Annotated in this window: 18 protein-coding genes; 5 read left to right on the forward strand and 13 right to left on the reverse strand. The window is 68.8% G+C overall.

Annotated features, from left to right (window positions below):
• Nucleotides 1–53: 53 nt before the first annotated feature.
• Nucleotides 54–287, reverse strand: coding sequence for a hypothetical protein (locus D5041_RS21435; protein WP_265285717.1), 234 nt, complete (start codon nt 285–287; stop codon nt 54–56).
• Nucleotides 284–1,405, reverse strand: a complete 1,122-nt coding sequence (locus D5041_RS21440; protein ID WP_265285718.1) for a PepSY-associated TM helix domain-containing protein — start codon at nt 1,403–1,405, stop codon at nt 284–286. Before D5041_RS21440 ends, D5041_RS21435 begins: the two co-directional genes overlap by 4 nt.
• Nucleotides 1,406–1,654: 249 nt before the next feature.
• Here D5041_RS21440 and purL point away from each other — a divergent pair, with 249 nt between their 5' ends.
• Together purL and tadA are read left to right on the forward strand one after the other, a co-directional pair.
• Nucleotides 1,655–5,689, forward strand: coding sequence for a phosphoribosylformylglycinamidine synthase (purL, locus tag D5041_RS21445; protein WP_265285719.1), 4,035 nt, complete (start codon nt 1,655–1,657; stop codon nt 5,687–5,689).
• Complete coding sequence (tadA, locus tag D5041_RS21450; RefSeq protein ID WP_265285783.1) at nt 5,686–7,179, forward strand: tRNA adenosine(34) deaminase TadA; 1,494 nt, start codon at nt 5,686–5,688, stop codon at nt 7,177–7,179. The genes purL and tadA overlap by 4 nt, the downstream gene beginning before the upstream one ends.
• Here tadA and D5041_RS21455 read toward each other — a convergent pair.
• Entirely contained in the window at nt 7,080–8,312 is a 1,233-nt protein-coding gene (locus tag D5041_RS21455; protein WP_265259377.1) for an MFS transporter, read from the reverse strand. The genes tadA and D5041_RS21455 overlap by 100 nt on opposite strands.
• Before the next feature lie 160 nt (nt 8,313–8,472).
• On the opposite strand from D5041_RS21455, the gene D5041_RS21460 reads away from it, so the two are divergent.
• The 3 genes from D5041_RS21460 to D5041_RS21470 all read left to right on the forward strand — a co-directional run bounded on the left by D5041_RS21460 (nt 8,473) and on the right by D5041_RS21470 (nt 11,735).
• Nucleotides 8,473–9,381 carry an Rpn family recombination-promoting nuclease/putative transposase gene (locus tag D5041_RS21460; RefSeq protein ID WP_265285720.1) on the forward strand — a complete coding sequence of 303 codons (909 nt, stop codon included), beginning with the start codon at nt 8,473–8,475 and terminating at the stop codon, nt 9,379–9,381.
• A gap of 214 nt (nt 9,382–9,595) precedes the next feature.
• Nucleotides 9,596–10,492, forward strand: a complete 897-nt coding sequence (locus tag D5041_RS21465) for an Rpn family recombination-promoting nuclease/putative transposase (protein WP_265285721.1) — start codon at nt 9,596–9,598, stop codon at nt 10,490–10,492.
• A gap of 214 nt (nt 10,493–10,706) precedes the next feature.
• Nucleotides 10,707–11,735: an Rpn family recombination-promoting nuclease/putative transposase gene (locus D5041_RS21470; protein ID WP_265285722.1), complete on the forward strand. Its 1,029-nt coding sequence runs from the start codon at nt 10,707–10,709 to the stop codon at nt 11,733–11,735.
• A 42-nt stretch (nt 11,736–11,777) separates the two neighbouring features.
• On the opposite strand, the gene D5041_RS21475 is transcribed toward D5041_RS21470, so the two are convergent.
• From D5041_RS21475 to D5041_RS21520, 10 genes are all read right to left on the reverse strand, one after another.
• Entirely contained in the window at nt 11,778–12,710 is a 933-nt protein-coding gene (locus D5041_RS21475) for a hypothetical protein (protein WP_265285723.1), read from the reverse strand.
• A 12-nt stretch (nt 12,711–12,722) separates the two neighbouring features.
• Nucleotides 12,723–15,014 carry a fatty acid desaturase gene (locus D5041_RS21480; protein ID WP_265285724.1) on the reverse strand — a complete coding sequence of 764 codons (2,292 nt, stop codon included), beginning with the start codon at nt 15,012–15,014 and terminating at the stop codon, nt 12,723–12,725.
• Between the two features lie 4 nt (nt 15,015–15,018).
• Nucleotides 15,019–16,509 (reverse strand): FGGY family carbohydrate kinase, encoded by a 1,491-nt coding sequence (locus D5041_RS21485; RefSeq protein WP_265285725.1) that lies wholly within the window; start codon nt 16,507–16,509, stop codon nt 15,019–15,021.
• A 6-nt stretch (nt 16,510–16,515) separates the two neighbouring features.
• Complete coding sequence (locus tag D5041_RS21490) at nt 16,516–16,845, reverse strand: L-rhamnose mutarotase (RefSeq protein WP_010101330.1); 330 nt, start codon at nt 16,843–16,845, stop codon at nt 16,516–16,518.
• Between the two features lie 31 nt (nt 16,846–16,876).
• Complete coding sequence (locus D5041_RS21495) at nt 16,877–17,839, reverse strand: ABC transporter permease (protein WP_265282688.1); 963 nt, start codon at nt 17,837–17,839, stop codon at nt 16,877–16,879.
• Nucleotides 17,836–18,822 carry an ABC transporter permease gene (locus D5041_RS21500; RefSeq protein WP_010101332.1) on the reverse strand — a complete coding sequence of 329 codons (987 nt, stop codon included), beginning with the start codon at nt 18,820–18,822 and terminating at the stop codon, nt 17,836–17,838. Before D5041_RS21500 ends, D5041_RS21495 begins: the two co-directional genes overlap by 4 nt.
• On the reverse strand, nt 18,819–20,342 hold the full coding sequence (locus D5041_RS21505; RefSeq protein ID WP_265285726.1) for a sugar ABC transporter ATP-binding protein: 1,524 nt from the start codon (nt 20,340–20,342) through the stop codon (nt 18,819–18,821). The genes D5041_RS21500 and D5041_RS21505 overlap by 4 nt, the downstream gene beginning before the upstream one ends.
• 11 nt (nt 20,343–20,353) lie before the next feature.
• A complete protein-coding gene (rhaS, locus tag D5041_RS21510) occupies nt 20,354–21,349 on the reverse strand; it encodes a rhamnose ABC transporter substrate-binding protein (protein WP_265285727.1) in 996 nt (331 codons plus the stop codon).
• A 63-nt stretch (nt 21,350–21,412) separates the two neighbouring features.
• Nucleotides 21,413–22,702, reverse strand: a complete 1,290-nt coding sequence (gene rhaI, locus D5041_RS21515; protein ID WP_265285728.1) for an L-rhamnose catabolism isomerase — start codon at nt 22,700–22,702, stop codon at nt 21,413–21,415.
• A 5-nt stretch (nt 22,703–22,707) separates the two neighbouring features.
• Nucleotides 22,708–24,816 (reverse strand): bifunctional rhamnulose-1-phosphate aldolase/short-chain dehydrogenase, encoded by a 2,109-nt coding sequence (locus D5041_RS21520; RefSeq protein ID WP_265285729.1) that lies wholly within the window; start codon nt 24,814–24,816, stop codon nt 22,708–22,710.
• Nucleotides 24,817–24,925 lie beyond the last annotated feature (109 nt).

A 24,925-nucleotide genomic window follows, 5' to 3' on the forward strand; every position in this document is an offset into this window, starting at 1 on the left:
CTATCTGCAAGGGTGTCGTGTGGTGCATGGTGTTGAAAGAGAGCAAGCAGGATTCAGAACGGCGGCGCCGGGGTGTCGGCGTCGGTGGCGGCTTCCACGGGGCGCGCGCGGGGCCAGGAGAACCAGCCGATCACGGCCACCGGAATGCCCAGCCCCAGCCATGACCACCAGTCGCCCCAGCGCTCGAAGAGCAGCGCGCTGGCCAGGCCCGTGGCCGAGAGCAGGGCCATGGCCAGCGGCCAGCCCCATAGCCTGAGGAATGGGCTTTGGAAAAGACCCGGCCTCATGCGCTGCCCTCTCTGCGCGCCTGTGCGCGGCGGCACAGCCACAGATACAGCCCGCTGCCGAGCACCACGATGGTGACCCCGTCCAGCAGCGCCCAGAGGACCTTCAGCGGCAGGCCGCCGTAGTCGCCAAAATGCAGCGGCTGCGAGAGCAGCAAGGCCGCCAGATACCAGGGCAGCGCTGGCGCGGCAGTGATGCGCGCGCTGCGCGCATCGACCAACACCGGCTGCAACAGGCGCGAGCGCAGGGGGGTATTGCCGCGCATGAAAAAGGTGTTGTGCTGCGGGCTGGAAAAGGCGGTTCCCGGAAAGGCGATGAACGACAGCCGCATCCCCGGGGCCTGCGCCTGCGCAGCCTCCAGCGACTGCTGCAAGGACCCGCGCTCGGCGACCGGCACCATGGCCTGGCCCGCCCAGGGCTCGAGCAGGGCCGAGAGTTGGTCGTGCTGCCAGTATTTGATCAACAGGTCGGCCCAGGTGTTGATCATGCCCGTGGCCGCAACCACCAGCGCCCAGACCAGCGTGACGCTGCCCAGCAGGTTGTGCAGGTCCAGCCACTTCAGGCGCGCGGAGCGCTCGCGCCGCACCTGGCCAAAATGCAGCCGGCGCATGAAGGGCGCGTACAGCACGATGCCGGTGACGATGGCCACCAGCAGCAGCAAACCCATGCACCCCAGGAACAGCTTGCCGGCCAGCCCCGCGAACAGGTCCACGTGCAGGCGCAGCATGACGTGCATGAAGCCCTCGCCCACCGGCCGCTGCGACAGCACGGTCGCCGTGCGCGCATCGACGGCGATCGACTTGAAATCCTGCGTCGGGTCGGGCGTGGGGGTCAGGGTCACGAACCACAGCGCGTCGCCCTCCTCGGGCCGGGAAGCGAACTGCACCACGCGCTCGGGGTGCCGCGCCTGCGCGGCGGCCAGCACCTGGTCCAGGCTGGCCTGCGGCGTGTCGGCGGGCAGCGCCGGGGCCTGCACCTCCGTGCCCAGCCAATGGCCGATTTCTTCGTGAAAGATCAGCGGCAGGCCCGTCAGGCACAGCAGCAACATGAAGAGGGTGCACACCAGGCTGGACCATCGGTGGGTCCATGACCAGTAGCGCAGTGCAGCAGGGCTCAGCATGGGTTGTCGGGAGGGGAACTGCGTTGCGCAGTTGGTCAGCGGTGATGGAAAGGGCTCAAGCCAATGCTACCGAATGTAAGTGACCGTGGCTTGCAGGAGACGGATTTTATATTGCAAATGCGAACTATTTCGTTTTCTGAAGGGCTGCTGCGTGCTTTCCAAACGCATCGGGTCCCCCGGTAAAATGCCGGGCCGGCCAACGCAGCGCAGGCAGCCCCTCCCCCACCCCCTCCTCTACACACCGCTACCGTGACCTTGCACATCACCACGCTGGCGGGCGGCAACGCCCTCAGCGCCTTTCGCGCCCAGCAGTTGCAGTCCGCGTTGCAGGCCATCCACCCCCGGGTCTGCGGCATTGCGGCGCGCTTCGTGCATCTGGTCGCCACCGACGCGGCCCCCACGCCGTCGGAGCGCGAGCGCCTGGACGCCTTGCTGACCTACGGCGAACCGCATGCCGGCCCGGACGATGGCCTGGTCATCATCGCCGCGCCGCGCCTGGGCACCCTGTCGCCCTGGTCGTCCAAGGCCACCGACATCGCGCGCAACTGCGGCCTGACGATCCGGCGCGTGGAGCGCATCACCGAGTACCGCATCCGCCTCGAAGCGGACCTGCCGGGCCCGGCGCCCGCATGGAGCGCAGCGCAGCGCGACCAGGCGGCCGCCCTGCTGCACGACCGCATGACCGAATCCGTGCTCCCGGACCGCGCATCCGCCGCGGCGCTGTTCACTGCGTTGCCGTCCGCGCCCATGGAGCACGTGGACGTGCTCGGCGCGGGCCGCGGCGCGCTGCAGGCGGCGAATTCCCGCTTTGGCCTGGCGCTGGCCGACACGGAGATCGACTACCTGATCGACGCCTTCAGCGGCCTGGCGCGCAACCCCAGCGACGTGGAGCTGATGATGTTCGCGCAGGCGAACAGCGAGCATTGCCGCCACAAGATCTTCAACGCCCGCTTTCGCATCGACGGCGTGGAGCAGGCGCAGAGCCTGTTCGACATGATCCGCAACACGCACCGGTGCGCGCCCCGGCACACGCTGGTCGCGTACTCGGACAACGCCTGCGTCATGGAGGGCCACCACGGGGTCGAACGCTTCGTCGCCAAAATGACCGATGTGACCGATGGCGCAGACCCCTGCATCCCGCATGGCTACCAAAAGAGCCGCGCCACCGAGCATGTGCTGATGAAGGTGGAGACGCACAACCACCCCACGGCGGTCTCGCCGTTTCCCGGCGCGTCCACCGGCGCGGGCGGCGAAATCCGCGACGAGGGCGCCACCGGCCGCGGCGCCCGGCCCAAGGCCGGCCTGAGCGGCTTTGCGGTCTCCCGGCTCTGGGGCAGCCCGTCGGGCCGGCCCGGGCACATCGCCAGCGCGCTGCAAATCATGCTCGAAGGCCCGCTGGGCGCGGCCGCGTTCAACAACGAATTCGGCCGCCCCAATCTGGCGGGCTACTTCCGCGAATACGAGCAGAACGTGGGCGGCGTGCTGCGCGGCTACCACAAGCCCATCATGCTCGCCGGCGGCTTGGGTGCGATCGACGCCGCGCTCACGCAGAAAATCGCCTTCCCCGCGGGCACCTTGCTGATCCAGATCGGCGGCCCCGGAATGCGCATCGGCATGGGCGGCGGCGCGGCCAGTTCCATGGCCAGCGGCAGCAACGCGGTCGCGCTGGACTTCGATTCGGTGCAGCGCGGCAACCCCGAAATCGAGCGCCGGGCGCAAGAGGTCATCAACCACTGCTGGGCGCAGGGCGCGGCCAACCCCATCCTCGCGATCCACGACGTGGGGGCCGGCGGGCTGTCCAACGCCTTTCCGGAACTGGTCCACGACGCGGGCCGCGGCGCGCGCTTCGACCTGCGCGCCGTTCCCCTCGAGGAATCGGGCATGGCGCCCCGGGAGATCTGGAGCAACGAAAGCCAGGAGCGCTACGTGCTGGCGATCGCGCCCGAGTCGCTGGCGCAGCTGCGGGCGTTTTGCGCGCGCGAGCGCTGCCCGTTTGCCGTGGTCGGGGTGGCCACCGAGGAGCGCCGGCTGGTGCTGCACGACAGCGCCGCCATGGCCCCGGAGCAGCCGCTTCCCGTGGACCTGCCCATGGACCTGCTGCTGGGCAAGCCGCCCGCGATGCAGCGCGACGTGCGCAGCGTGCAGCGCCATTTCACCCCCCTCGACCTGGGCGGCGTGGCGCTGCACCAGGCCGTGATCGACGTACTCGCGCACCCCACGGTGGCGTCGAAACGCTTTCTCATCACCATCGGCGACCGCAGCGTGGGCGGCCTCTCGCACCGCGACCAGATGGTCGGCCCCTGGCAGGTTCCCGTGGCCGACTGCGCGGTGACGCTGGCCGACTACCAGGGCTTTGCGGGCGAGGCCATGGCCCTGGGCGAACGCGCGCCGCTGGCCGCCATCGACGCCCCGGCGTCGGGCCGCATGGCGGTGGCCGAGGCCATCACCAACCTGCTCGCCGCGCCCATCGAGCTGCCGCGCGTAAAGCTCAGTGCGAACTGGATGGCCGCCTGCGGCGAGCCCGGCGAGGACGCCGCGCTGTACGCCACCGTCCGGGCCGTGGGCCTGGAACTGTGCCCGGCGCTGGGCCTGTCCATCCCCGTGGGCAAGGACAGCCTGTCGATGCGCACGCAGTGGAGCGAGGCCGGCGCCGAGAAGAAAATCGTCTCCCCCGTGAGCCTGGTCGTGAGCGCGTTCGCCACGCTGGCCGACGTGCGCACCACCCTCACGCCGCAGCTCGACGCCAGCGAAGCCGACAGCACGCTGCTGCTCATCGACCTGGGCCGGGGCCGCAGCCGCATGGGCGGCAGCATCCTGGGCCAGACGCTGGGGCAAAGCGGCTGCCCCGAGAAAGACGGGGTTCCCGACCTCGACGACCCGCAGGATCTGCTGAACCTGGTCGCCGCCGTGAACGCGCTGCGCGCGCGCGGCCAGATCCTGGCCTACCACGACCGCAGCGACGGCGGCCTGCTCGCGGCCGCGGCCGAGATGGCCTTCGCGGGCCATGTGGGCCTGGCGCTGAACGTGGACCCACTGCTCACCGAAGGCGACGGCATCGAGGACAGCCGCATGGACGTCGGTGACGCCAAGAACTGGGCCACGCAGGTCGGCGCACGGCGCGAGGAACGCACGCTCAGGGCGCTGTTCAACGAAGAACTGGGCGTGCTGCTCCAGGTGCGCACGGCCGAGCGCGACGCGGTGATGCACACGCTGCGCGCGCACGGCCTGTCCCGGTTCAGCCACTTCGTCGGCAAGACGCGCCCGGCGGCGGCCCCCATAGCCGCCGGCAAGGGCGAGTTGCAGGTGTGGCGCGACGCCAGGCCGGTATTCAGCGCCGCGCTGGCCGACCTGCACCAGGCCTGGGACAGCGTGAGCTGGAAGATCTGCCGCCAGCGCGACAACCCCGCGACCGCCGACGCGGAACACGCGGCCGCCGGCGACCCCACCGACCCCGGCCTGCACCTGCACCTCCCGTTCGACGCCGACGAGGACATCGCCGCCGCGTACCTGAACCTGGCCCGGCCCCGGGTCGCGATCCTGCGCGAGCAGGGCGTGAACTCGCACGTCGAAATGGCCTACGCCTTCGACGCAGCCGGCTTCGCGGCGCACGACGTGCACATGACCGACCTGCAAAGCGGCCGCGTCAGGCTCGCCGACTTCCAGGGGCTGGTCGCCGGCGGCGGCTTCAGCTACGGCGACACCCTGGGCGCCGGCGTCGGCTGGGCGCGCAGCATCCGCTTCAACCCGCAGCTTGCCGCGCAGTTCCAGCAATTCTTCGCGCGCGCCGACAGCTTTGGCCTGGGCGTATGCAACGGCTGCCAGATGTTCGCCGAACTGGCCGAGATCATCCCCGGCGCGCAGGACTGGCCGCGCTTTACGACCAACCGGAGCGAACGGTTCGAGTCCCGCCTGTCGCTGGTCGAGGTGCTCGCATCGCCCAGCCTGTTCCTGCAGGACATGGCCGGCAGCCGCTTGCCGATCGCCGTGGCGCATGGCGAGGGCTACGCCAACTTCGCGCAGCAGCACGGCTCAGCAGCACGGACCATCGCCGCGCTGCGCTTCGTGGACAACCACGGCGCCGCCACCGAACAGTACCCGTACAACCCGAACGGCAGCGCCGGCGGCCTGACCGGTGTGACCACGGCCGACGGCCGCTTCACGGCCATGATGCCGCACCCCGAGCGCGTGTTCCGCAACGCGCAGATGAGCTGGACGCCGGGCGAGCGCAGCGCGCCCAGCCCCTGGATGCGCATCTGGCGCAACGCGCGCAAATGGGTCGGATGAGCCACGGCGAATGCCCCGAGCACGATGCGCACTGGATGCGCCTGGCGCTGGCGCAGGCCGAGGACGCGGCGCGCGCCGGCGAAGTGCCCGTGGGAGCCGTCGTGGTCAAGGACGGCCGGGTGCTTGCCAGCGGCCGCAACGCACCCCGGCAGAGCCATGACCCAACCGCGCACGCCGAGATCGTGGCGCTGCGCGCAGCGGCCCGGCAACTCGGCAATTACCGGCTCGACGGCTGTAGCCTCTACGTCACGCTCGAACCCTGCGCCATGTGCAGCGGCGCCATGCTGCACGCGCGGCTCGCGCGGCTCGTGTACGGCGCGCCGGATCCCCGGACCGGGGCTGCGGGCTCGGTGCTCGACCTGTTCGGCCAAGCGGCGCTGAACCACCGGACCCAGGTTCAGGGCGGTGTGCTCGCCGACGCCTGCGGCCACGCGCTGCGCGCATTCTTCCAGCGCCGCCGCGGGCAGCAGCGGGCGCAGCACCCGCTGCGCGACGACGCGCTGCGCACGCCCGACGCCGCCTTTGCCGACCTGCCCGGCTACCCCTGGGCGCCACACTACCTGAGCGACCTGCCCGGCCTGGCGGGGCTGCGCATGCATTACCTCGACGAGGGCCCCCGGGACGCCCCGCGCACCTGGCTGTGCCTGCATGGCAACCCGTCCTGGAGCTATCTGTACCGGCGCATGCTGCCCGTGTTTCTGGCCGCCGGGGACCGCGTTCTGGCGCCCGACCTGATTGGCTTTGGCAAGAGCGACAAGCCCAAGAAAGACAGCGCGCACCGCTTCGAATGGCACCGCCAACTGCTGCTGGAATGGATGGCACGCCTGGACCTGCGCCGCATGGTGCTGGTGGTACAGGGCTGGGGGGGAATCCTGGGCCTGACGCTGCCCATGGCCATGCCCGAGCGGTTCGCCGGCCTGCTGGCGATGAACACGCTGCTGGCCACGGGCGACGCGCCGCTGCCACCGGGCTTCGGTCCATGGCGCGCGCTGTGCCGCGACCGGCCCCTGTACGGGGTGGGCCGCCTGCTGGCGCGCGGCAACCCGCATCTGAGCGCTGCGGAATGCGCCGCGTACGACGCACCGTTCCCGGACCGCGGCCACCGCGCCGCGCTGCGCGCCTTTCCCGAGCGCGTCCCCGTGCACGCGGACGACCCGGGGGCGGCGCTGTCGCGCGCCGCGCGCCAGTTCTGGCAGCACCAGTGGCGGGGCCGCAGCCTGATGGTGGTCGGGGCGCAGGATCCGGTACTGGGGCTGCCCACGATGCAGGCGCTGCGGCGCAGCATCGCCGGCTGCCCGGAGCCCATCGTGCTGCCGCAGGCCGGGCACTTCGTTGCAGAACATGGCGCGGCCATCGCCACCCGGGCCGTGGAATACTTCGCGCCGCAGCCTCAGCGCGCCGACGGCCCCGCGCCGTGCAGGTGCAACCTGCCCACGACCAGCGCCGAGAGCAGGCTCGCGGCAACGCCCACCAGCGCGGCCAGCCAGTAGTTCTGCACCAGCCCCTGCGCGTCGCGGCTGATCAGCAGCCCGCCCACGAACGAGGCCAGCCCCATGGCCGCCGACTGCACCGACCCGTTCAGGGTCATGAACGTGCCGCGCACAGCGGGCTGCGCGGCCGAGGCGACGATGGCCATTCCCGGAATCATGCGTCCCCCCATGATGGTGAACATCAGCGTGGTCACCAGCAACACGACCCATAACGGCGCACCATGCACCAGCGCCACCGTCAGCGCCAGCAGGGGCAGGGCGAGCGCCAATGCCAACCCGCGGTAGGTGGGCACCTTGCCCAGACGGTCCGTCAGCTGGCCAAACACGCGCGCCGTGAACAGGGTCGCCACGCCGCCGCACAGGTAGATCAGAGGCACCTGGTCGGCGCGCACGCCGATGTTGCTCCGCATGTAAATGGTGATGTAGGGGATCACCGTAAAACCCGCGAACATCAGCAGCGCCGTGAACACGAAGGCCCGGCGGTGGTTCGGATCGACCAGCACCTGCGCGATGCCGCCCCACACCGTTCTGCCACGGGCCGCGTGCACGTGCGCGGTCAGCGCCGGCAGCGTGCGCGCAGCCACCATGGCCACCCCCCCGACCATCGCGGCAGTGGCAATGAACGGCAGGTGCCAACCGCCGAACTGCGCCAGGACCAGCCCCAGCGGAACGCCCGCCACCGTCGCCACGGAGAACGAGGTCATGACGATCCCCGTGGCGCGGCCGCGCCGCTCGAACGCGACCACGTCCGCGACGATGGTCTGCACCAGGGCCTGCAGCACGCCCCCGAAGGCCCCCGCAAGAATGCGCGCCGCGATCAGCGTGGCGTAGGTCGGCGCGAGGCCGCAGGCCAGCGTTGCCAGCCCGAACAGGGTGTAGAGCACCAGCAGCAGGCGCTTGCGGCCAAAGCGATCGATGCAGGTGGACGCCAGCAGACCCGACACCCCGGCGGACAGCGTGTACGCCGAGACCAGCAGGCCGAACTGCGCGTCGCTGATGGCAAACATCTGCGTGAACTCGGGCCCCAGCGGCATCATGATCATGAAGTCCACGATATGCGTGAACTGCACCCCCGCGAGGGTCAGCAGCAGCCAGAGTTCGCGGCGCGGGGTCAGTGCAGGGGTGGAGGGCATGGGGATCCATTCGGCTACCAAGCGGTTCACAGTGTGCCGCAGGCGCGCAAAGCATGCTGTCGCGCGGGTTGCACCCTTCCTGTGCAGTTTGCAGACCGCTGGCCTTCGGCACGCGTGCGATAGACTGCGCAGCCAAAGGCAGGCGCAGGAGTTCCCTTCCATGAATATGAGCTACCTCGATCCCAAAATCGATCTGGTCTTCAAGCGCATCTTCTCGCGCGCCGATCTGCTCCTGGATTTTCTCAACGCCGTCCTGCCCTTGGACGCGCCCATCGAGACCCTGACCTATCTGCCCACCGAGCAGGCGCCGCAAGTTCCGGACATGCGCTTTTCCATCGTCGACGTCAAATGCTGCGATCAGAACGGCCGGGTGTTCGTCGTCGAGATGCAGATGCTGTGGACCGACGCTTACTTCTCGCGCATCCTGTTCAGCGGCGCACAAGCCATCGTGAACCAACTCTCGCCAGGGGATTCCTACCAATCGCTGTGCCCGGTCTACTCCGTCACGGTGCTCAACGACGTCTTCGAGAAAGACCCCGACGAACAAGACTGCTGGCTGCACCACTACAAGATCACCAAACTCGCCAAGCGCGGCAGGCACGGCAAGATTTTGAAAGGCTTGCAGTTCGTCATTCTGGAGTTGCCCAAATTCAACCCCAAAACCAAGACCGAGAAAAAGGTCACCGCGCTGTGGCTGCGCTTTCTGCGCGATACCGGCAGGCCCGGTTTCGTACCCGATGAGACCTTTCTGTCCTACCCGCCGGTGGCCGACGCGGTCAAGCTCGCCGAGTTCCAAGGCTATAGCGCCGCCGAAATCAACCGCTACCAGAAGCATCTGGATGCGCTGCGCAACGAAAAAAGCTCCCTGCTCGATGCCCGGACCGAGGGGCTGGAGGAAGGCATCGAGAAGGGGTTGGCACAAGGCGTCAAGAAGGGGTTGGCGCAAGGCGTCAGGAAGGGACGGGCCGACGTGGCACGCAATCTCTTGGCGCTGCTCGACGATGAAGCCATCGCGCGGGTGAGCGGCCTGGCCCTGCCGAAGATCAAAAAGCTGCGCGCAGGGGCCTGAACCGGTCGCGGTGCACAAGGCTTTGGCGCGGCCCGGGGCCTTCAGCGCACACTCGCCACCGTTCGCGCCCGCCGCGGCGGCAAGCTGCTCGGCAAACAGCGTGCGGATCAGGTCCTTGTAGATGAGCGCCTGCGCGCAGCGGTCGGACTCCTCCACCAGGCCGGCTCTGTACGATAGACTGCGCAGCCAAAGGCAGGCGCAGGAGTTCCCGTCCATGAATATGAGCTACCTTGATCCCAAGATCGATCTGGTCTTCAAGCGCATCTTCTCGCGCGCCGATCTGCTCCTGGATTTTCTCAACGCCGTCCTGCCCTTGGACGCGCCCATCGAGTCCCTGACCTATCTGCCCACCGAGCAGGCGCCGCAAGTTCCGGACATGCGCTTTTCCATCGTCGACGTCAAATGCTGCGATCAGAACGGCCGGGTGTTCGTCGTCGAGATGCAGATGCTGTGGACCGACGCTTACTTCTCGCGCATCCTGTTCAGCGGCGCACAAGCCATCGTGAACCAACTCTCGCCAGGGGATTCCTACCAATCGCTGTGCCCGGTCTACTCCGTCACGGTGCTCAACGACGTCTTCGAGAAAGACCCCGACGAACAAGACTGCTGGCTGCACCACTACAAGATCACCAAACTCGCCAAGCGCGGCAGGCACGGCAAGATTTTGAAAGGCTTGCAGTTCGTCATTCTGGAGTTGCCCAAATTCAACCCCAAAACCAAGACCGAGAAAAAGGTCACCGCGCTGTGGCTGCGCTTTCTGCGCGATACCGGCAGGCCCGGTTTCGTACCCGATGAGACCTTTCTGTCCTACCCGCCGGTGGCCGACGCGGTCAAGCTCGCCGAGTTCCAAGGCTATAGCGCCGCCGAAATCAACCGCTACCAGAAGCATCTGGATGCGCTGCGCAACGAAAAAAGCTCCCTGCTCGATGCCCGGACCGAGGGGCTGGCACAAGGCGTCAAGAAGGGGCTGGCACAAGGCATCAAGAAGGGCGTCGAGAAGGGACGGGCCGACGTGGCACGCAATCTCTTGGCGCTGCTCGACGATGAAGCCATCGCGCGGGTGAGCGGCCTGGCCCTGCCGAAGATCAAAAAGCTGCGCGCAGGGACCTGAACCGGTCACGGTGCACAAGGCTTTGGCGCGGCCCGGAGCCTTCAGCGCACACTCGCCACCGTTCGCGCCCGCCGCGGCAGCAAGCTGCTCGGCAAACAGCGTGCGGATCAGGTCCTTGTAGATGAGCGCCTGCGCGTAGCGGTCGGACTCCTCCACCAGGCCGGCCCTGTACGATAGACTGCGCAACCAAAGGCAGGCGCAGGAGTTCCCTTCCATGAATATGAGCTACCTCGATCCCAAGATCGATCTGGTCTTCAAGCGCATCTTCTCGCGCGCCGATCTGCTCCTGGATTTTCTCAACGCCGTCCTGCCCTTGGACGCGCCCATCGAGTCCCTGACCTATCTGCCCACCGAACAGGCGCCGCAAGTCCCGGACATGCGCTTTTCCATCGTCGACGTCAAATGCTGCGATCAGAACGGCCGGGTGTTCGTCGTCGAGATGCAGATGCTGTGGACCGACGCTTACTTCTCGCGCATCCTGTTCAGCGGCGCACAAGCCATCGTGAACCAACTCTCGCCAGGGGATTCCTACCAATCGCTGTGCCCGGTCTACTCCGTCACGGTGCTCAACGACGTCTTCGAGAAAGACCCCGACGAACAAGACTGCTGGCTGCACCACTACAAGATCACCAAACTCGCCAAGCGCGGCAGGCACGGCAAGATTTTGAAAGGCTTGCAGTTCGTCATTCTGGAGTTGCCCAAATTCAACCCCAAAACCAAGACCGAGAAAAAGGTCACCGCGCTGTGGCTGCGCTTTCTGCGCGATACCGGCAGGCCCGGTTTCGTACCCGATGAGACCTTTCTGTCCTACCCGCCGGTGGCCGACGCGGTCAAGCTCGCCGAGTTCCAAGGCTATAGCGCCGCCGAAATCAACCGCTACCAGAAGCATCTGGATGCGCTGCGCAACGAAAAAAGCTCCCTGCTCGATGCCCGGACCGAGGGGCTGGAGGAAGGCGTCAAGAAGGGGTTGGCACAAGGCGTCAAGAAGGGACTGGCGCAAGGCATCAAGAAGGGGCTGGCACAAGGCGTCGAGAAGGGGCTGGCACAAGGCGTCGAGAAGGGGCTGGCGCAAGGCGTCGAGAAGGGGCTGGTACAAGGCATCAAGAAGGGGCTGGCACAAGGCGTCGAGAAGGGACGGGCCGACGTGGCACGCAATCTCTTGGCGCTGCTCGACGATGAGGCCATCGCGCGGGTGAGCGGCCTGGCCCTGCCGAAGATCAAAAAGCTGCGCGCAGGGGCCTGAACCGGTCGCGGTGCACAAGGGCCCTGGCGCGGCCCGGGGCCTTCAGCGCGCACGCGCTGGCGCGCCCGCCGCAGCGGCAAGCTGCTCGGCAAACAGCGTGCGGATCAGGTCCTTGTAGATGAGCGCCTGCGCGTAGCGGTCGGACTCCTCCACCAGGCGGCCCTGTGCGTCGGGAAAGCAGCGCGCGTAGTAGTGCGCGCCGGACAGGATCTCGGGCGCGAACACGAGCACGTCGCCGGGCCCCGCATGCTGCAGGAAACCGCGGATCGCGCGGCCCCACAGGTCGCGAAAATGCGCCAGAAAATCGACCACCCCGTGGGCCTGCGGGGGCCTTTGGGTCCATTCGCGGCTTATCGGCACCTGCATGCAGCCGGGGCTCGCGATGCGCCCGTGCAAGAAGCCGGTGCGGGCAAACAGGGGTTCCATGAAGGCCATCTTCTGCGCCCAGTCGCCGTAGGGCATTTCCTGGCCGCAGTAATAGTGGCTGAAGTCGCCGTTCAAGCGCAGTTCGGGAAAGCGCCGCAGCAGCTGCACCGTGCGCCACAGGTCCTGCGTGATCGTCGCGCGGTGGGTTTCCAGAAATACCGCAAAGCGCTGCCGGTCTGCCGCCGCGAGCAGCGCCTCTGCCAGACGGCAGGCGGCGGCATCGTCCTCCAGGCCGGTGCCGGCGTGCAGCGTGAGGCAGTTGTCCCCGCGCGCGACGTGGCGCGCCACGATGGCGTCAACTTCCCCGGGCTTGTCGATGCGGTTTGCGCCGCAGTACGGCAGACAGGTCGGCCCCTGCGGCGCGGATCGGTCGGTGCGCTGCACGCCTTCGAAGCCGTCGCGGGCCAGCAGCGCGTCGCGTTCTGCGGGGTCGGTCGGAAAGGCGCGCGCAGCGCCATGGCCGTCCTGCAGGTCGAGCAAGCTGTCCAGGTTCAGGTAGACGCGCAATCGGGGCGCGCCGGTGCTGCCGTCGTTGAGGAATCTGCTCATGTCCGGCTTGCGTCAGAACGCATCGTAGGCAATCTGTTGCTCGGGAACGCCCAGTGCAGCGAGCATGTCGGTGCAGGCCTGCACCATCGCGGGCGGGCCGCACAGATAGTATTCGCAGGCGCGCGCGTCGGGGTGCGTGCGCAGGTAGCGCTCCAGAACCATTGCGTGGACCGGGCCGGTGAAGCCGCTCCATGCGTCTTGCGCGCGCGGCTCGGACAGCGCCAGGTGAAAGCTGAAGTTGCCGTGCGCCTGCGCGAGGCGGGTGAAGAGGTCGTCATAAAACACGTCCTGCCGCGCGCGCGCACCGTACCAGAGGCTGAGCTTGCGCGCGGTGTTTTCCGTCTCGAGCAAATGCGAAAGATGCGCGCGTAGCGGGGCCATTCCGGCCCCCCCGCCGACGTAGACCATCTCGCGCCCGGTCGGCTTGATGTGGAAGTCGCCATACGGGCCGATGGCCGTGACCCGGTCTCCGGGTCGGAGCGCGAACACGTAGCTCGACCCCACGCCCACCGGCACGTCCTGGCCCGCGGGCGGCGTGGCCAGGCGCACGTTCAGGCGCAGACTGCGTTCCTGCGCCGGGTTGCTCGCCAGCGAGTAGTTGTTGCGCCGGGCGTCCTGGTTGCGCGCCACCCGTTCAAACAGCCCCTGCTCGCGCCAGATCTGCGCGTAGGGCTCGGGGATGCGCAGATCGCGCAGCGCAATCTCGCCGTAGGCGGGGATCTCGAGTTGCAGGTAGTCGCCGGGCGTGAAGGCGAGGGCCTGCGCGGCGTCCTCGGGGTCGAGCACCAGTTCCTTGATGAAGGTGGCGACGTGGCGGCAGCTGCGCACGCGCAGGGCGCAGCCTGCTGGCACGCGCGCACCGGCGCCGCCGGCCTGCAGCACGTTCAGGTACAGGCGCCCGGCGCGCTCTTGCAGGGGGTAGACGGCCAGGCCCCGGCACACGGGAGCGCGCGCGGGCGAGCCGTCGGCCAGGTTGAAGCGGCCGTTGTGCTTGGGGCATTCGATGGTGCAGCCCTTGACCAGTCCGTCGGCCAGGTGGTTGTTGCCGTGGCTGCAAATGCCGTCGAGCGCGTGCAGCGCGCCGGTCTCGCTGCGCACCAGGGCGTAGGTTTTTCTGCCGTGGTCGAAGCGCATCACGTCGCAGCGGTCCAATCCGGACGCAGCGCCCACCTCCACCCAGCCCTGCGCGTCGGCGGCGCGGGGGCTGCGCTCAGCGGGCTCCTCTGACCGGGCAGCCGGCCTGGGGGTCGGCAATGGACGCCGGACATGGTAGCCAGGCTCTCTGACCTGGCGCAGCACGGTGGGCAGCAGCTCGCGCCAGGCCTGCGCGATGGAGCGGTAGGGCGGCGGACAGTCGTCCTTGATGAGCGCGTGCAAACGCGGCAGCGCGTGGTACGGGACCAGGGGAAACTGGTGGTGCTCCACGTGGTAGTTCATGTTCCAGTAAATGAAGCGGCTCACGGGGTTCATGTAGACCGTGCGGCAGTTCAGGCGGTGGTCCAGCACGTTCTCTGCCAAGCCCGCGTGCTGCGTGGTGTTGTGCACGATCATCAGCCAGTTGCCAAACAGGTGCGGCAGGATGATGAGGAACACCGGGCCCCAGCTTTGCAGCAGCAGCGCGGCCAGCAAGGTGGCGGCGTGCAGGGCCAGCACGATGCGCGCGTTGCGCGCTACCTTGGGGAATTCGCTCGCCGGAACAAAGCTCCGCTCGGCGTCCGTGATCTGCCCGCGCGCGTGGCGCAGCAGGCTGGGAAAGTAGCTGCGGTAGGTGCCGATGTTGAACAGGCTCAGGAAATGCGCGCGCATGTCGGGCGGGCGCGGCACCTGGATTTCCGGGTCGCGCCCGACGATCAGCGTGTCGCTGTGGTGGCGGTTGTGGCTCCAGCGCCAGATGACCGACTCGCGCATGACCATGAAGGAGGCGATCTCGTACAGCACGCCGTTCATCCAGTCGGTCCTGAACGGGGTTCCGTGGCTGGTTTCGTGCCAGCGCGAATCCGACGCCGTGGCGTACAGCACGGCGTACACCATGTAGGGCGGCAGCGCCCACCAGGAGCCCCAGAGCGCCAGGCTGGCCCAGCCGCTCAGGCCGAGCAGCGCGAACCACAGCGCGGTGTCGCGCAGCGCCGGGCCGTCGCGGCGCGTGAGCAGCTGGCGCAGCTGCTCGCGCGGGACCGGGCTTTGGTACCACCGGGCCTCGGCCAGGCCGCGCTCGATCGCCCGCCTCGCGTTCGCCCCCGTGAGCGAGTAGTCCAGGTCCGGATGGGGCGCAAGGGCCTCGGCGCAAGCGGTGTTCGGGTTCATGTTTTCAGACCTTTGAAGAAGTGCATTCTTGCAATTGCCGCAGCCAATGCCGGTGGTAGTCCGCAATACCGGGCAGCGGCACCGGGGCGACGGGCTCCAGGCGCGCGGCGTGCCTGGCGTGCGCGCGCTGCACCAGGCACCAGGCGCCCCGGGCCGTGCCTTCGACGGCGTCAACGCTGGCATGGCAGCGGGCACCGGGCAGCAGCGCCTGCAACGCCAGCAGGTAGTTGCGGTTGTGCGCGAGCGGGCCTTCGACGATCACCGTGTGCTGCGCTGCGCTGCGCGCGCCCCAGAGCGCGTGGATCAACCAGCAGCTCATCTGCGCGCAATACAGGGCCGCGAGCGCAGCGCGCTGGCGCGCGCTGAGCGCGTCGGCCAGCGGCGCCGGCAGCGGTCGGTCCTGCCACAGCACGCAACCCGCGCGCCCGGCAAAGGGGCCGCCCTGCGCGGCGAATGCGGGATAGGCGTGGAGCCGCTCTGCCACCAGGGCCCGCAGGTCCTGCGGCCCTGCCGCGTCGGCGCAGGCCCCGTCGAGCAGATGGGCAAACTCGCGCCCGCCCATGAAGCGGGCGGTCGGGGTCAGGCGGCCGGTGACGTCCACGTTCGCCAGCATGTCCTGCCCGGCGACCAGCGCGCTCGCGGGCGCGCCGGGCGCCATGAGCACGGTCCAGGTGCCCGAGGACACCAGCGTGAGCGCGGGCAGCCGGGTCTGCTCTGCCTGAGCGGCACCGTCCAAGGCGCCAGGCAGATAGCGCGCCAGGCAGGCGTTGCTGTCGTGCACGCCGACGTGCACCCGCGCCGCAGCGGGCAGGCCCCATGGCGCTGCCACGTCGGCGCGCACCGGGCCCAGAACCTCCCACGCCGAACGCAGCGGGGCAAAGCGCTGCGCCCAGCCCCGGGCGCGGGCGAGGCGCGAGAAATCGCCGGTGTGCGGGTTCCAAAGGTGCGTGTGGCAGCCCAGCGAGGACACTTCGCTGCACGCCACACCGCTGAGCCGCCAGGCCCAGTACTGCGCGTACGGCACCAGGCAGCGCGTGCGGCGCCAGGCAGCGGGGTGGGTGTTTTCCATCCACCAGAGCTGGCGCGCGGCGTTCAGGCCGGCGGGCAGTTCGGGCGAGAGGGTTTCGCCAAAGTCGTTGCCGGCGGCAAAGTCCTGCGCCGCTGCGCCGTCGAGCGCGGCGTATTCGTAGTCCAGCGGCTCCCAGGCCAGGCCCGCGTCGGCGCCAGCGCCGTCGAGCGCCACGAGCGCCGCGCCATGCGTGCACGCAATCACGTGGCCGCAGCGCCGGGCGTTTTCCGAGCCGCGCAAGCTCGCCTGCATCCAGCGCTCCAGGCCGTGCACGTCGAGCGCGGGGTAGCCCATGGCGCTGTCCACGCTGGCGTTGGCGCGGGCGTGCTGTTCCAGCACCGTCCCCCGGGCGTCGAACAGCAGCAGCCGGGCGTGGCTCTTGCCAATGTCGATGACCAGCGTCAGGTCCGGCGCGTGCACGGGCATGGGGAATCAGTCCATGTGGAACACGCAGGGCAGCAGCTCGACCACCGGCGTGCCGTCGGCGGCGTAGCGCATGATGTCCGCCATATGCGCCCACCAGCGCTGCATCACCGGGTGCGCGGGCAGCGCGTCCATGCCGTGCTGGCTGCTGCGCCGCAGCGTGGCAAACAGCACCCGGTTTTCTTCGTCCAGGTAGATGCTGTAGTCGCTCACGCCCGCGGCGCCAAGCAGCGCCGTCAGCTCGGGCCAGATGGCGTCGTGGCGCCGCTTGTACTCGGCCACGCAGTCGGGATGCCCGGGGTCGAGAAACATGCGAAAGGCTATTTTTTCGTGGCTCATCGGCTCTCTCCTTCGCCCCCGCGGGCGGCGTTCATGCGCGCACTCCCGGCCGCGGCAACAAGCGCGGCAAGATCATGGAGACGATCAGCAAAACGCCGACCACCATGGACATGACGATTCCGCTCACGTTGGCCATTCCCATGCCAAAGCTGAACAGGCCCAGCAGCAATACCGCGAGCATGGTGCCGACGATGCTGCCGCGCCCGCCCTCGATCGCCACACCGCCCAAAATGGCCATGGTGATCGCGTCCAGCTCCCAGCCCAGGGCAATGTTCGGCCGGGTGCTGCCGATGCGCCCGGTGAGCAGGATCGCGGCCACTGCGGCCATCAGACCGGAGAGCACGAACAAGGCAAAGCGGTAGCGCCCGACCGCGACTCCGGAAAAGCGCGCGGCCACGGGATTCGCGCCGATCGCGTAGATGCGCCGGCCCATGGTGCTCCGGTGCAGGAGCAGGCCCAGCGCCAGCGCAAACACCAGCAGCAGCCCGAACTCGATGGGGACGCGGAGCCAGCGCAGCCCCGTGATTTCGCTCAGGTAGGCGTTGCCCAGGGTGGAGAAGATTTCCGGGTAGCCCGAGATCGACTGCTCGCCCAGCACCACCAGCGCCAGCCCCCGGTACAGCGAGAGCGTGCCGATGGTGACCACGATGGACGGCAGCCCGCAGCGCGCGACCAGCAGGCCGTTGAACGCGCCGGCGAGCATTCCGCTGAGCAGCGCCGCGCCCGCGATTGCCCAGGGTCCGAAGCCGGCGCGCAGCGCCAGGCCCATGGCCAGCGAACTGAGCGCCAGGATGGCGGCGATGGACAAATCGATCTCGCCGCAGACGATCAACAGCGCCAGCGCCAGCGCCAGCAGGCCCTTCTCGCTGAAGTTGAAGCTGCTGTCGGCCAGCGTGTCCAGGCTCATGAAGCCGGGCTGGCCGACGCCAAAAGCCAGCAGCACTCCGCACAGCAGCGCCAGCAGCACGCGCTCCCAGGTGTTCCAGGCCTTCATGCCACGGCCCCTTCAGGCTCCAGGATCTGCCGGCCGCAGCGCCGCTGCGCGCGCGCATTCAGCGCCACGGAGACCAGGATCACCGCGCCGGAGATGGCCTGTTGCCAGAAGGGCGAGACCTGGATCACCGGCAGCGCGCCGTTGACCACGCCGATGAACAGCACCCCCAGCGCCGCGCCCGCAACGCTGCCGACACCGCCGCCAATGCCCACGCCGCCGATCACGCAGGCGGCGATCACGGTGAGCTCGTAGCCCGCAGCCAGATCGGCGTAGGCGATGGAGTAGCGCCCCACCCAGAGCAATCCGGCAAGCCCGGCGAGCATTCCCGAGAGCGTGTAGGCCAGGCGCAGGCGCGCGGCAACGCGGATTCCCACACAGACCGCCGCATGCGGGTTGCCGCCCAGCGCGTAGAGCTCGCGGCCCTCCTTGCGCAGCCGCAGGAAGATGGCGCCCAGCGCGAGCACCAGCAGCGCGCACCACAGCAGCGCCGGCAGGCCGAGCCAGACCGCGCGCGGCAGCGCCTTGATGGCCGGGTGGATGTCCTGGTCCGAGATCCAGGCGCCCCGGCTGGCGACGAACACGGCGCCGCGGTACGCCGCCAGGCTGCCCAGCGTGACCACGATGGGCGGCAGCCCGAAGCCGGTGATGAGCCAGCCATTCACGCTGCCGAGCAAGCCCCCCACGGTCAGCGCCAGGGCGATCAGCAGCGCGCTGTCCAGGCCCGCAAAAGAGCGCCCCGCGAGCGCGCAGAGCATTCCCGTGAGCGCCAGATTCGACGCCACCGAGAGGTCGATTCCGCGCGTCAGCAGCACGAGCATCTGCCCCATGACCAGGATGGCCAGAATCGCCGAGTCGTTGGCAATGTCCAGGCCATTGCGCCAGCTCAGGAACACCGGCGCGCGCGCGCCCACGGCCAGCGCAAGCACGCCGATGGTGGCCAGCAGCAGCCATTCGCGGCGCAGGGTCGGGAGGCGGTTCCTCATACGGCCCCCGCGGCGCCGCCCTGCCGCGGGCCCAGACCCGAAGCCGCGGCGACGATCGCCTCGGCCTGCATCCCGGCGCGCGCGAACTCGGCCACCTGGCGCCCGCGGCGCATGACGATGACGCGGTGCGCCAGGTGCATGACCTCGGGCAGTTCCGAGGACACCAGAATCACCGCCAGCCCCTGCTGCACCATCTCGGCAATCAATGCGTAGACCGCCTGTTTCGCGCCCACGTCGATTCCCTTGGTCGGCTCGTCGAGGATCAGCACCCTGGGGTCCAGCGCGAGCCACTTGGCCAGCACCACTTTCTGCTGATTCCCGCCCGACAGGCCCGCGAGCGGCGTATGCGGCGAAGGGGTCCTGATGCGCAGCCGCTCGACCATGCGCCGGCACAGCGCCGACTCCTTGAGCGCCGACAACCAGGGTCCGTTGGCGCAGCGCGCGAGGTCCGCGAGGCTGATGTTCGCCTGCACCGAGAAGCTCAAAATGCCGCCCTGGCGCTGGCGCTCCTCGGGCACGTAGGCAATTTTGGCGGCGATCGCCGCGCCGGGTCGCCGCGCGTCGAAGCGCTTGCCCAGGACCCGAAAGTCGCCCGTGGCCCGGGGGTTGAGCCCCATGATGGCGCGCATGGCCTCGCTGCGCCCCGAGCCGATCAGGCCGTAGAAGCCGAGGATTTCGCCGCGCCGCAGGTCAAATTGCAGGTCCCGGAATTCGGTCGGGTGCGACAGGCTTCGCACCGACAGCACCCGCTCACCGGGCGTGGAATCGATCTGCGGATAGATCTGCTCGACGGCGCGACCGGCCATCAGGCGCAGCAGTTCCTGCTCCGTGGTGTCGGCCATGGCGCCGCTGCCGACGGCCGCGCCGTCGCGCAGAACCAGGTAGCGGTCCGCCAGGGCAAAGATTTCGTCGAACTTGTGCGTGATGAAAATCACGCCAACCCCCTGCGCGCGCAGCCTGCGCACGATGCCGTAGAAGTCGCGGATCTCGGCCTGCGACAGGGCCGCCGTGGGCTCGTCCAGAATCACCACCAGCGCCTTCTGCGAAAGGGCGCGGGCAATCTCCACCAGATGCTGCTCGGCCAAGCCCAGGTCCTTCACCAGCGTGGTCGATGCGAACCGCGCGCCGACGTCCGCCAGCGCACTGCGCGCGCGCGCGTGCATCGCGGACCAATCGACGATGGGGCCGCGCATCGGGTGGCGGCCGGCAAAAATATTCTCCGCCACGCTCAATTCCTGGAACATCACCGTTTCCTGGTGCACGGCCAAAATGCCGGCGGCCCGCGCGTCCTGCGCGTTGGCAAACTGCTGCGCTGCGCCTTGCAGGCTGATGCAGCCCTGCTCCAGGGGCTCGACGCCGGTGAGTATCTTCACCAGCGTGGACTTGCCCGCGCCGTTCTCGCCCACCAGCGCCAGCACCTCGCCGGCGCGCAGTTCCAGATCCACGCCGCGCAGCGCGCGCGTGGCGCCGTAGCTCTTGTGCAGCCCGCGCAGACTCAACAGCACGTCAGACCGAGTCACGTCGCGTCGTTTCAGAAAATCTTGGCAAATTTCCCGACGTTGCGCGCGTCGTAAGTAAAGGGCTCGGACATGTCGGCCTCGCCGTTCGCGTTCAGGGTCACGGTGCCGACACGGCCCAGCGAGACCCTCTCTCCGGGCTTGCCGCTGAGCTTGCCCGAGATGAACTGGCTGGCTGCATGGACGCTCGAGTAGCCCAGGTCGATCGGGTTCCAGATGGCAAAGGACTTGACCGCGCCGCTCTTCACATGGCCGGCCATTTCGGACGGCAGCCCCAGACCGGTCACGTACACCGAGCCGATCTTCCCTTCGTCCTGCACCGCCTTGGCCGCAGCGGCGATGGCGATGGTCGTGGGCGCAATGATCGCCTTCAGGTTCGGGTGGCTCTTGAACAGCCCCTGCGCTTCGCGGTAGCTCTTGTCGCTCTGGTTGTCCCCGTAGACCACGCCCACCAGCTTCAGGCCCTGGTACTCGGGGCGGGCCAGCACCTTCTTGGCTTCGGCGATCCAGACGTTCTGATTCATCGCCTGCGCCGTGGCGGACAGGATGGCGATTTCGCCGCTGTCGCCAATCGCCTGCTGCGTCAGCTTCACCAGCTTTTCGCCGATGAGCGCGTTGCCCGACGGGTTCAGGTGCATCATGCGGCCGTCCTTGCGCACGCCCGAGTCAAACGACAGCACCTTGATTCCGCGGTCCATGGCGCGCTTGAGCGACGGGACCAGCGCGTCCGGGTCGTTCGCCGAGATGACGATGGCCGCGACCTTTTGCGAGATCAGCGCGTTGATGATTTCGATCTGGCCTTCGGCGGTGGATTGGGCCGGGCCGGTGTAGATGATCTCGACGTTGCCGAGCTCCTTCGCGGCCTCCTGCGCGCCCTGGTGCACGGCGTCGAAGAAGCCATTGCCCAGGCTCTTCACGACCACGGCAATTTTGTCTGCAGCGAGCACCGGGCTGGCCAGCGCGGCGCCGAATACGGCGCTCAGCAGAGCCGTCCTGAGTTGTTTTTTCATCGATGTCTCCAGAAGGGGTTGATGGGTCCGGGTCCGGGCATGGCCGGCCGGATCCGCAAGGGTTCACACAATGCCGCTGCCACCGGCCGTGCTTGCCGGCCGTTCGCGGGCCACGCGCGCGCGGTAGCCGCTGGCGCGGTACGCGGCCACCGGGTCGATGGCGCCGCCGGCGTCGAGCCGCAGCCGTTGCAGTATCGGCGTGACGTCGGTCTCAAAGCCGCGCTTGAGCGTCTGGCTGGCGAGCAGCGCGTCGTTCGCGTCCTGCGCGGCGTCGAGCAGGTCGCGCTCGACGAGCAGCGCCTGCGCGTAGCTGCGCTGCACCTGCGCGGCGCTGCCCATCAGGCTCTCGATCGGGTCGGTGACGTTGTGGCTCTGGTCGAGCATGTACGCGGGAGCGAAACCGGCGACCCCCTCGTGCGCTGCGGCGACGAGTTCGTTGAACACCAGAAACAGCCGGTAGGGCGCGACGCTGCCGGCGTCCAGGTCGTCGTCGCCGTACTTGCTGTCGTTGAAATGAAAGCCGGCCAGCTTGCCTGCGCCAATCAGCCGCGCGACGATCATCTCGATGTTCACGCTCGGCGCGTGGTGCCCCAGGTCCACGAGGCACTGCGCCCTGGGCCCGAGCGCGCTGGCCGCCAGGTAGCTCGAACCCCAGTCCTGGATCACGGTGCTGTAGAACGCCGGCTCGCAGAGCTTGTGCTCGAGAAACATGCGCCAGCCGTCCGGCAGGGCCTGGTAGATCTGGCGCGCGCTCTCCAGATAGCGCTCGAAGGCGCGGCGCAGATGCTGCTGACCCGGGAAGTTGCTGCCGTCGCCCACCCACACCGTCAGCGCCCGGCTGCCCAGCCGCTGGCCGATCCGTATGCATTCGACGTTGTGCGCCACGGCCTGCTCCCGGGTGCCCGCGTCGCTGTGGCTCAGGCTGCCGAACTTGTAGCTGTGCGCCTGGCCGCGCTGGTCGGAAAAGGTATTCGAGTTGATCGCGTCAAAGCCCAGGCCGTAGCCGCTGGCGGTCTCGCGCAGCGCGCTCCAGTCGCTGCACTGGTCCCAGGGGATGTGCAGCGACACGGTGGGCGTGGCGCAGGCCAGCTGCTGGATCACGCCGCAGTCCTGCAACTTGTCGAACACATGGCGCGGCTCGCCCGGGCCGGGGAAGCGCGCGAACCGGGTGCCGCCGGTTCCCACGCCCCAGCTGGGCAGGGCCACGCCCAGCGCCGCGACCCGCTGGCGCACCGCGTCCACGTCGATACCGCGCCGCGCCAGTTGCTCGCCCAGGTGCGCGTAGTCGCGCGCCACGTGCTGCAGCTGGTGGCCGTTGTGCTCCTGGATCAGGTCGGGGTCTATCAAGTGCATGCTCGTCACCGGGTAAAGGCCGCCAGGTGGCCGGCGTCCACGTTCAAAATGTTCCCGGTGCTCTTCGCGCTGAGCTGTTCCGCGGCAAAGAAATACACGGCCTCGGCAATGTCTTCGGGGAACACGCTGCGCTTGAGCAGCGACCGGTCGCGGTAGAAGGCTTCCAGGTCCTGCTCGCTGATCTTGTTCGCCGCGGCGCGCTCCGCGCTCCACTTGCCGGTCCAGATTTTCGAGCCGCGGATCACCGCGTCCGGGTTCACCACGTTGGAGCGGATTCCCAGCGGCGCGCCCTCGAGCGCGAAGCTGCGGCTGAGCTGGATTTCCGCGGCCTTGGCCGCGCAATACGCGCTCGCCTGGGGGCTCGCGAGCATGCCGTTCTTGCTCGCGATCATGACGATGCTGCCCCCCCTGCCCTGCGCCTTCATCAGCCGGAAGGCCTCGCGGCCCACCAGGAAATAGCCGGTCGCCAGAACGCTCTGGTTCAGGTTCCAGAGTTCCAGGCTGGTGTCCTCGATCGACGCGGCGCTGGCAATGCCGGCGTTGCTCACCAGAATGTCCACGCCGCCGTACTCCAGCACCGCACGCTGGAAGGCGGCGACCACGCTGGCCTCGCGCGTGACGTCGCAATGCACGCCGCGCACCGGGTCCCGGCCGTGGGCCTTGGACAGTGCGGCCGTCACCGCGTCGAGCGCGCCCTGGTCGACGTCGAGCAGCACCACGCAAGCGCCTTCGGCCAGCAGGCGCCGGGCAATCGCCTGCCCGATGCCGCCCGCGCCGCCGGTCACCAGCGCCACCCGGCCGACCAGCGGCCGGGGTTTGGGCAGGCGCTGCAACTTGGCTTCTTCGAGCAGCCAGTACTCGATGTCAAAAGCCTCCTGCTCGGGCAGGCCCACGTAGCGGTCGATGGCGCTGGCGTCGCGCATCACGTTGATCGCGTTCCCGTAGAACTCGCCGGCAACGCGCGCCGTGGCCTTGTCCCGGGCCATGGACACCATGCCGACGCCGGGCAGCAGGACGATGACCGGGTTGGCGTCGCGCATCGCCGGGCTGTCGGCGCGCTGGCAGCGCGCGTAATAGGCGCCGTAGTCGGCGCGGTAGGCCGCGAGTCTCTCCTCCAGCGCCCGCGCCAGGGCCTCGCCCTGCAAGCGGTAGACGGCCTCGTCCAGAACCAGCGGGCGAATCTTGGTGCGCAGGAAATGGTCCGGGCAGGAGGTGCCCAGCGCCGCGAGCGGGCCCAGGTCGCGGCTGTTCACGAACTCCAGCACCGCCGCCTGGCGGTCTGCGTGCAGCAGCTTGTGCCCGCTGCACGAGGCCAGCCCGCGCAGCACCGGCAGCACCCGCAACAGCGTGGCGTCCTGCTGCGCCGGGTCCAGCGCCTGGCGCGCCGGGCCGCCAAAGCCCACGGCCTGGCGCGCCGCGCGTTCGCGCGCGAGCCAGTCCTGCGCCCGGGCGATCACGTCCACCGTGTTCTCATAACAGGCGCGCGCGTCGTCGCCCCAGGTGAACAGGCCATGGCCCGCGAGCACCAGGCCGCGCTGGCCGGGGTGGCTCGCCTGGTAGCGCTGCAGCATCAGGCCGAGCTCGAAGCCGGGCCTGCGCCAGGGCAGCCAGCCAACGCTGCCGGCAAAGACCTGCTGCGTCAGCCTCTCGCCTTCGGCCATCGCGGCGATGGCGATCACCGCGTCCGGGTGCATGTGGTCCACGTGCGCAAACGGCAGGTAGGCGTGCAGCGGGGTGTCTATGCTCGCGGCGCGCGGGTTCAGGTTGAAGGTGCAGTGCGGCAGATAGCCCACCATCTCGTCCTCATGCCCGGGGCCGCGGTAGATGCCCTGCAGCGCCTGCAACCGGTCCATGTACAGGGTGGCGAAGCCGTCGAGTTGCATGGAACCCAGGTCGCCGCCCGAGCCCTTGATCCACAGCACCTGCACCTCCTGTCCGGAGAGCGGGTCCTTTTGCCCGATCTTCGCGGAGGTGTTGCCGCCCCCGTAATTCGTGATGCGCAGGTCCGAGCCCAGCAGGTTCGAGCGGTAGAGCAGCAACTGCGCGGCGTCCAGCGTCGCGGCGCGGTCTGCATCCCAGCGCGGAAAGGGCCGTGGAGAAGTCGGTGCGGTCATGGGGATGGGCGTGGGCGAAGGCTCGATAAGGGCGAAACAAACTGTAGGGGCAGGCAGCCACGCGAGGGATACGTAGTTTTTATGCGATGCATCAGCTTTCCTGATGCAT

Source organism: Verminephrobacter aporrectodeae subsp. tuberculatae, assembly GCF_026127385.1.
Taxonomy (GTDB): domain Bacteria; phylum Pseudomonadota; class Gammaproteobacteria; order Burkholderiales; family Burkholderiaceae_C; genus Acidovorax; species Acidovorax aporrectodeae.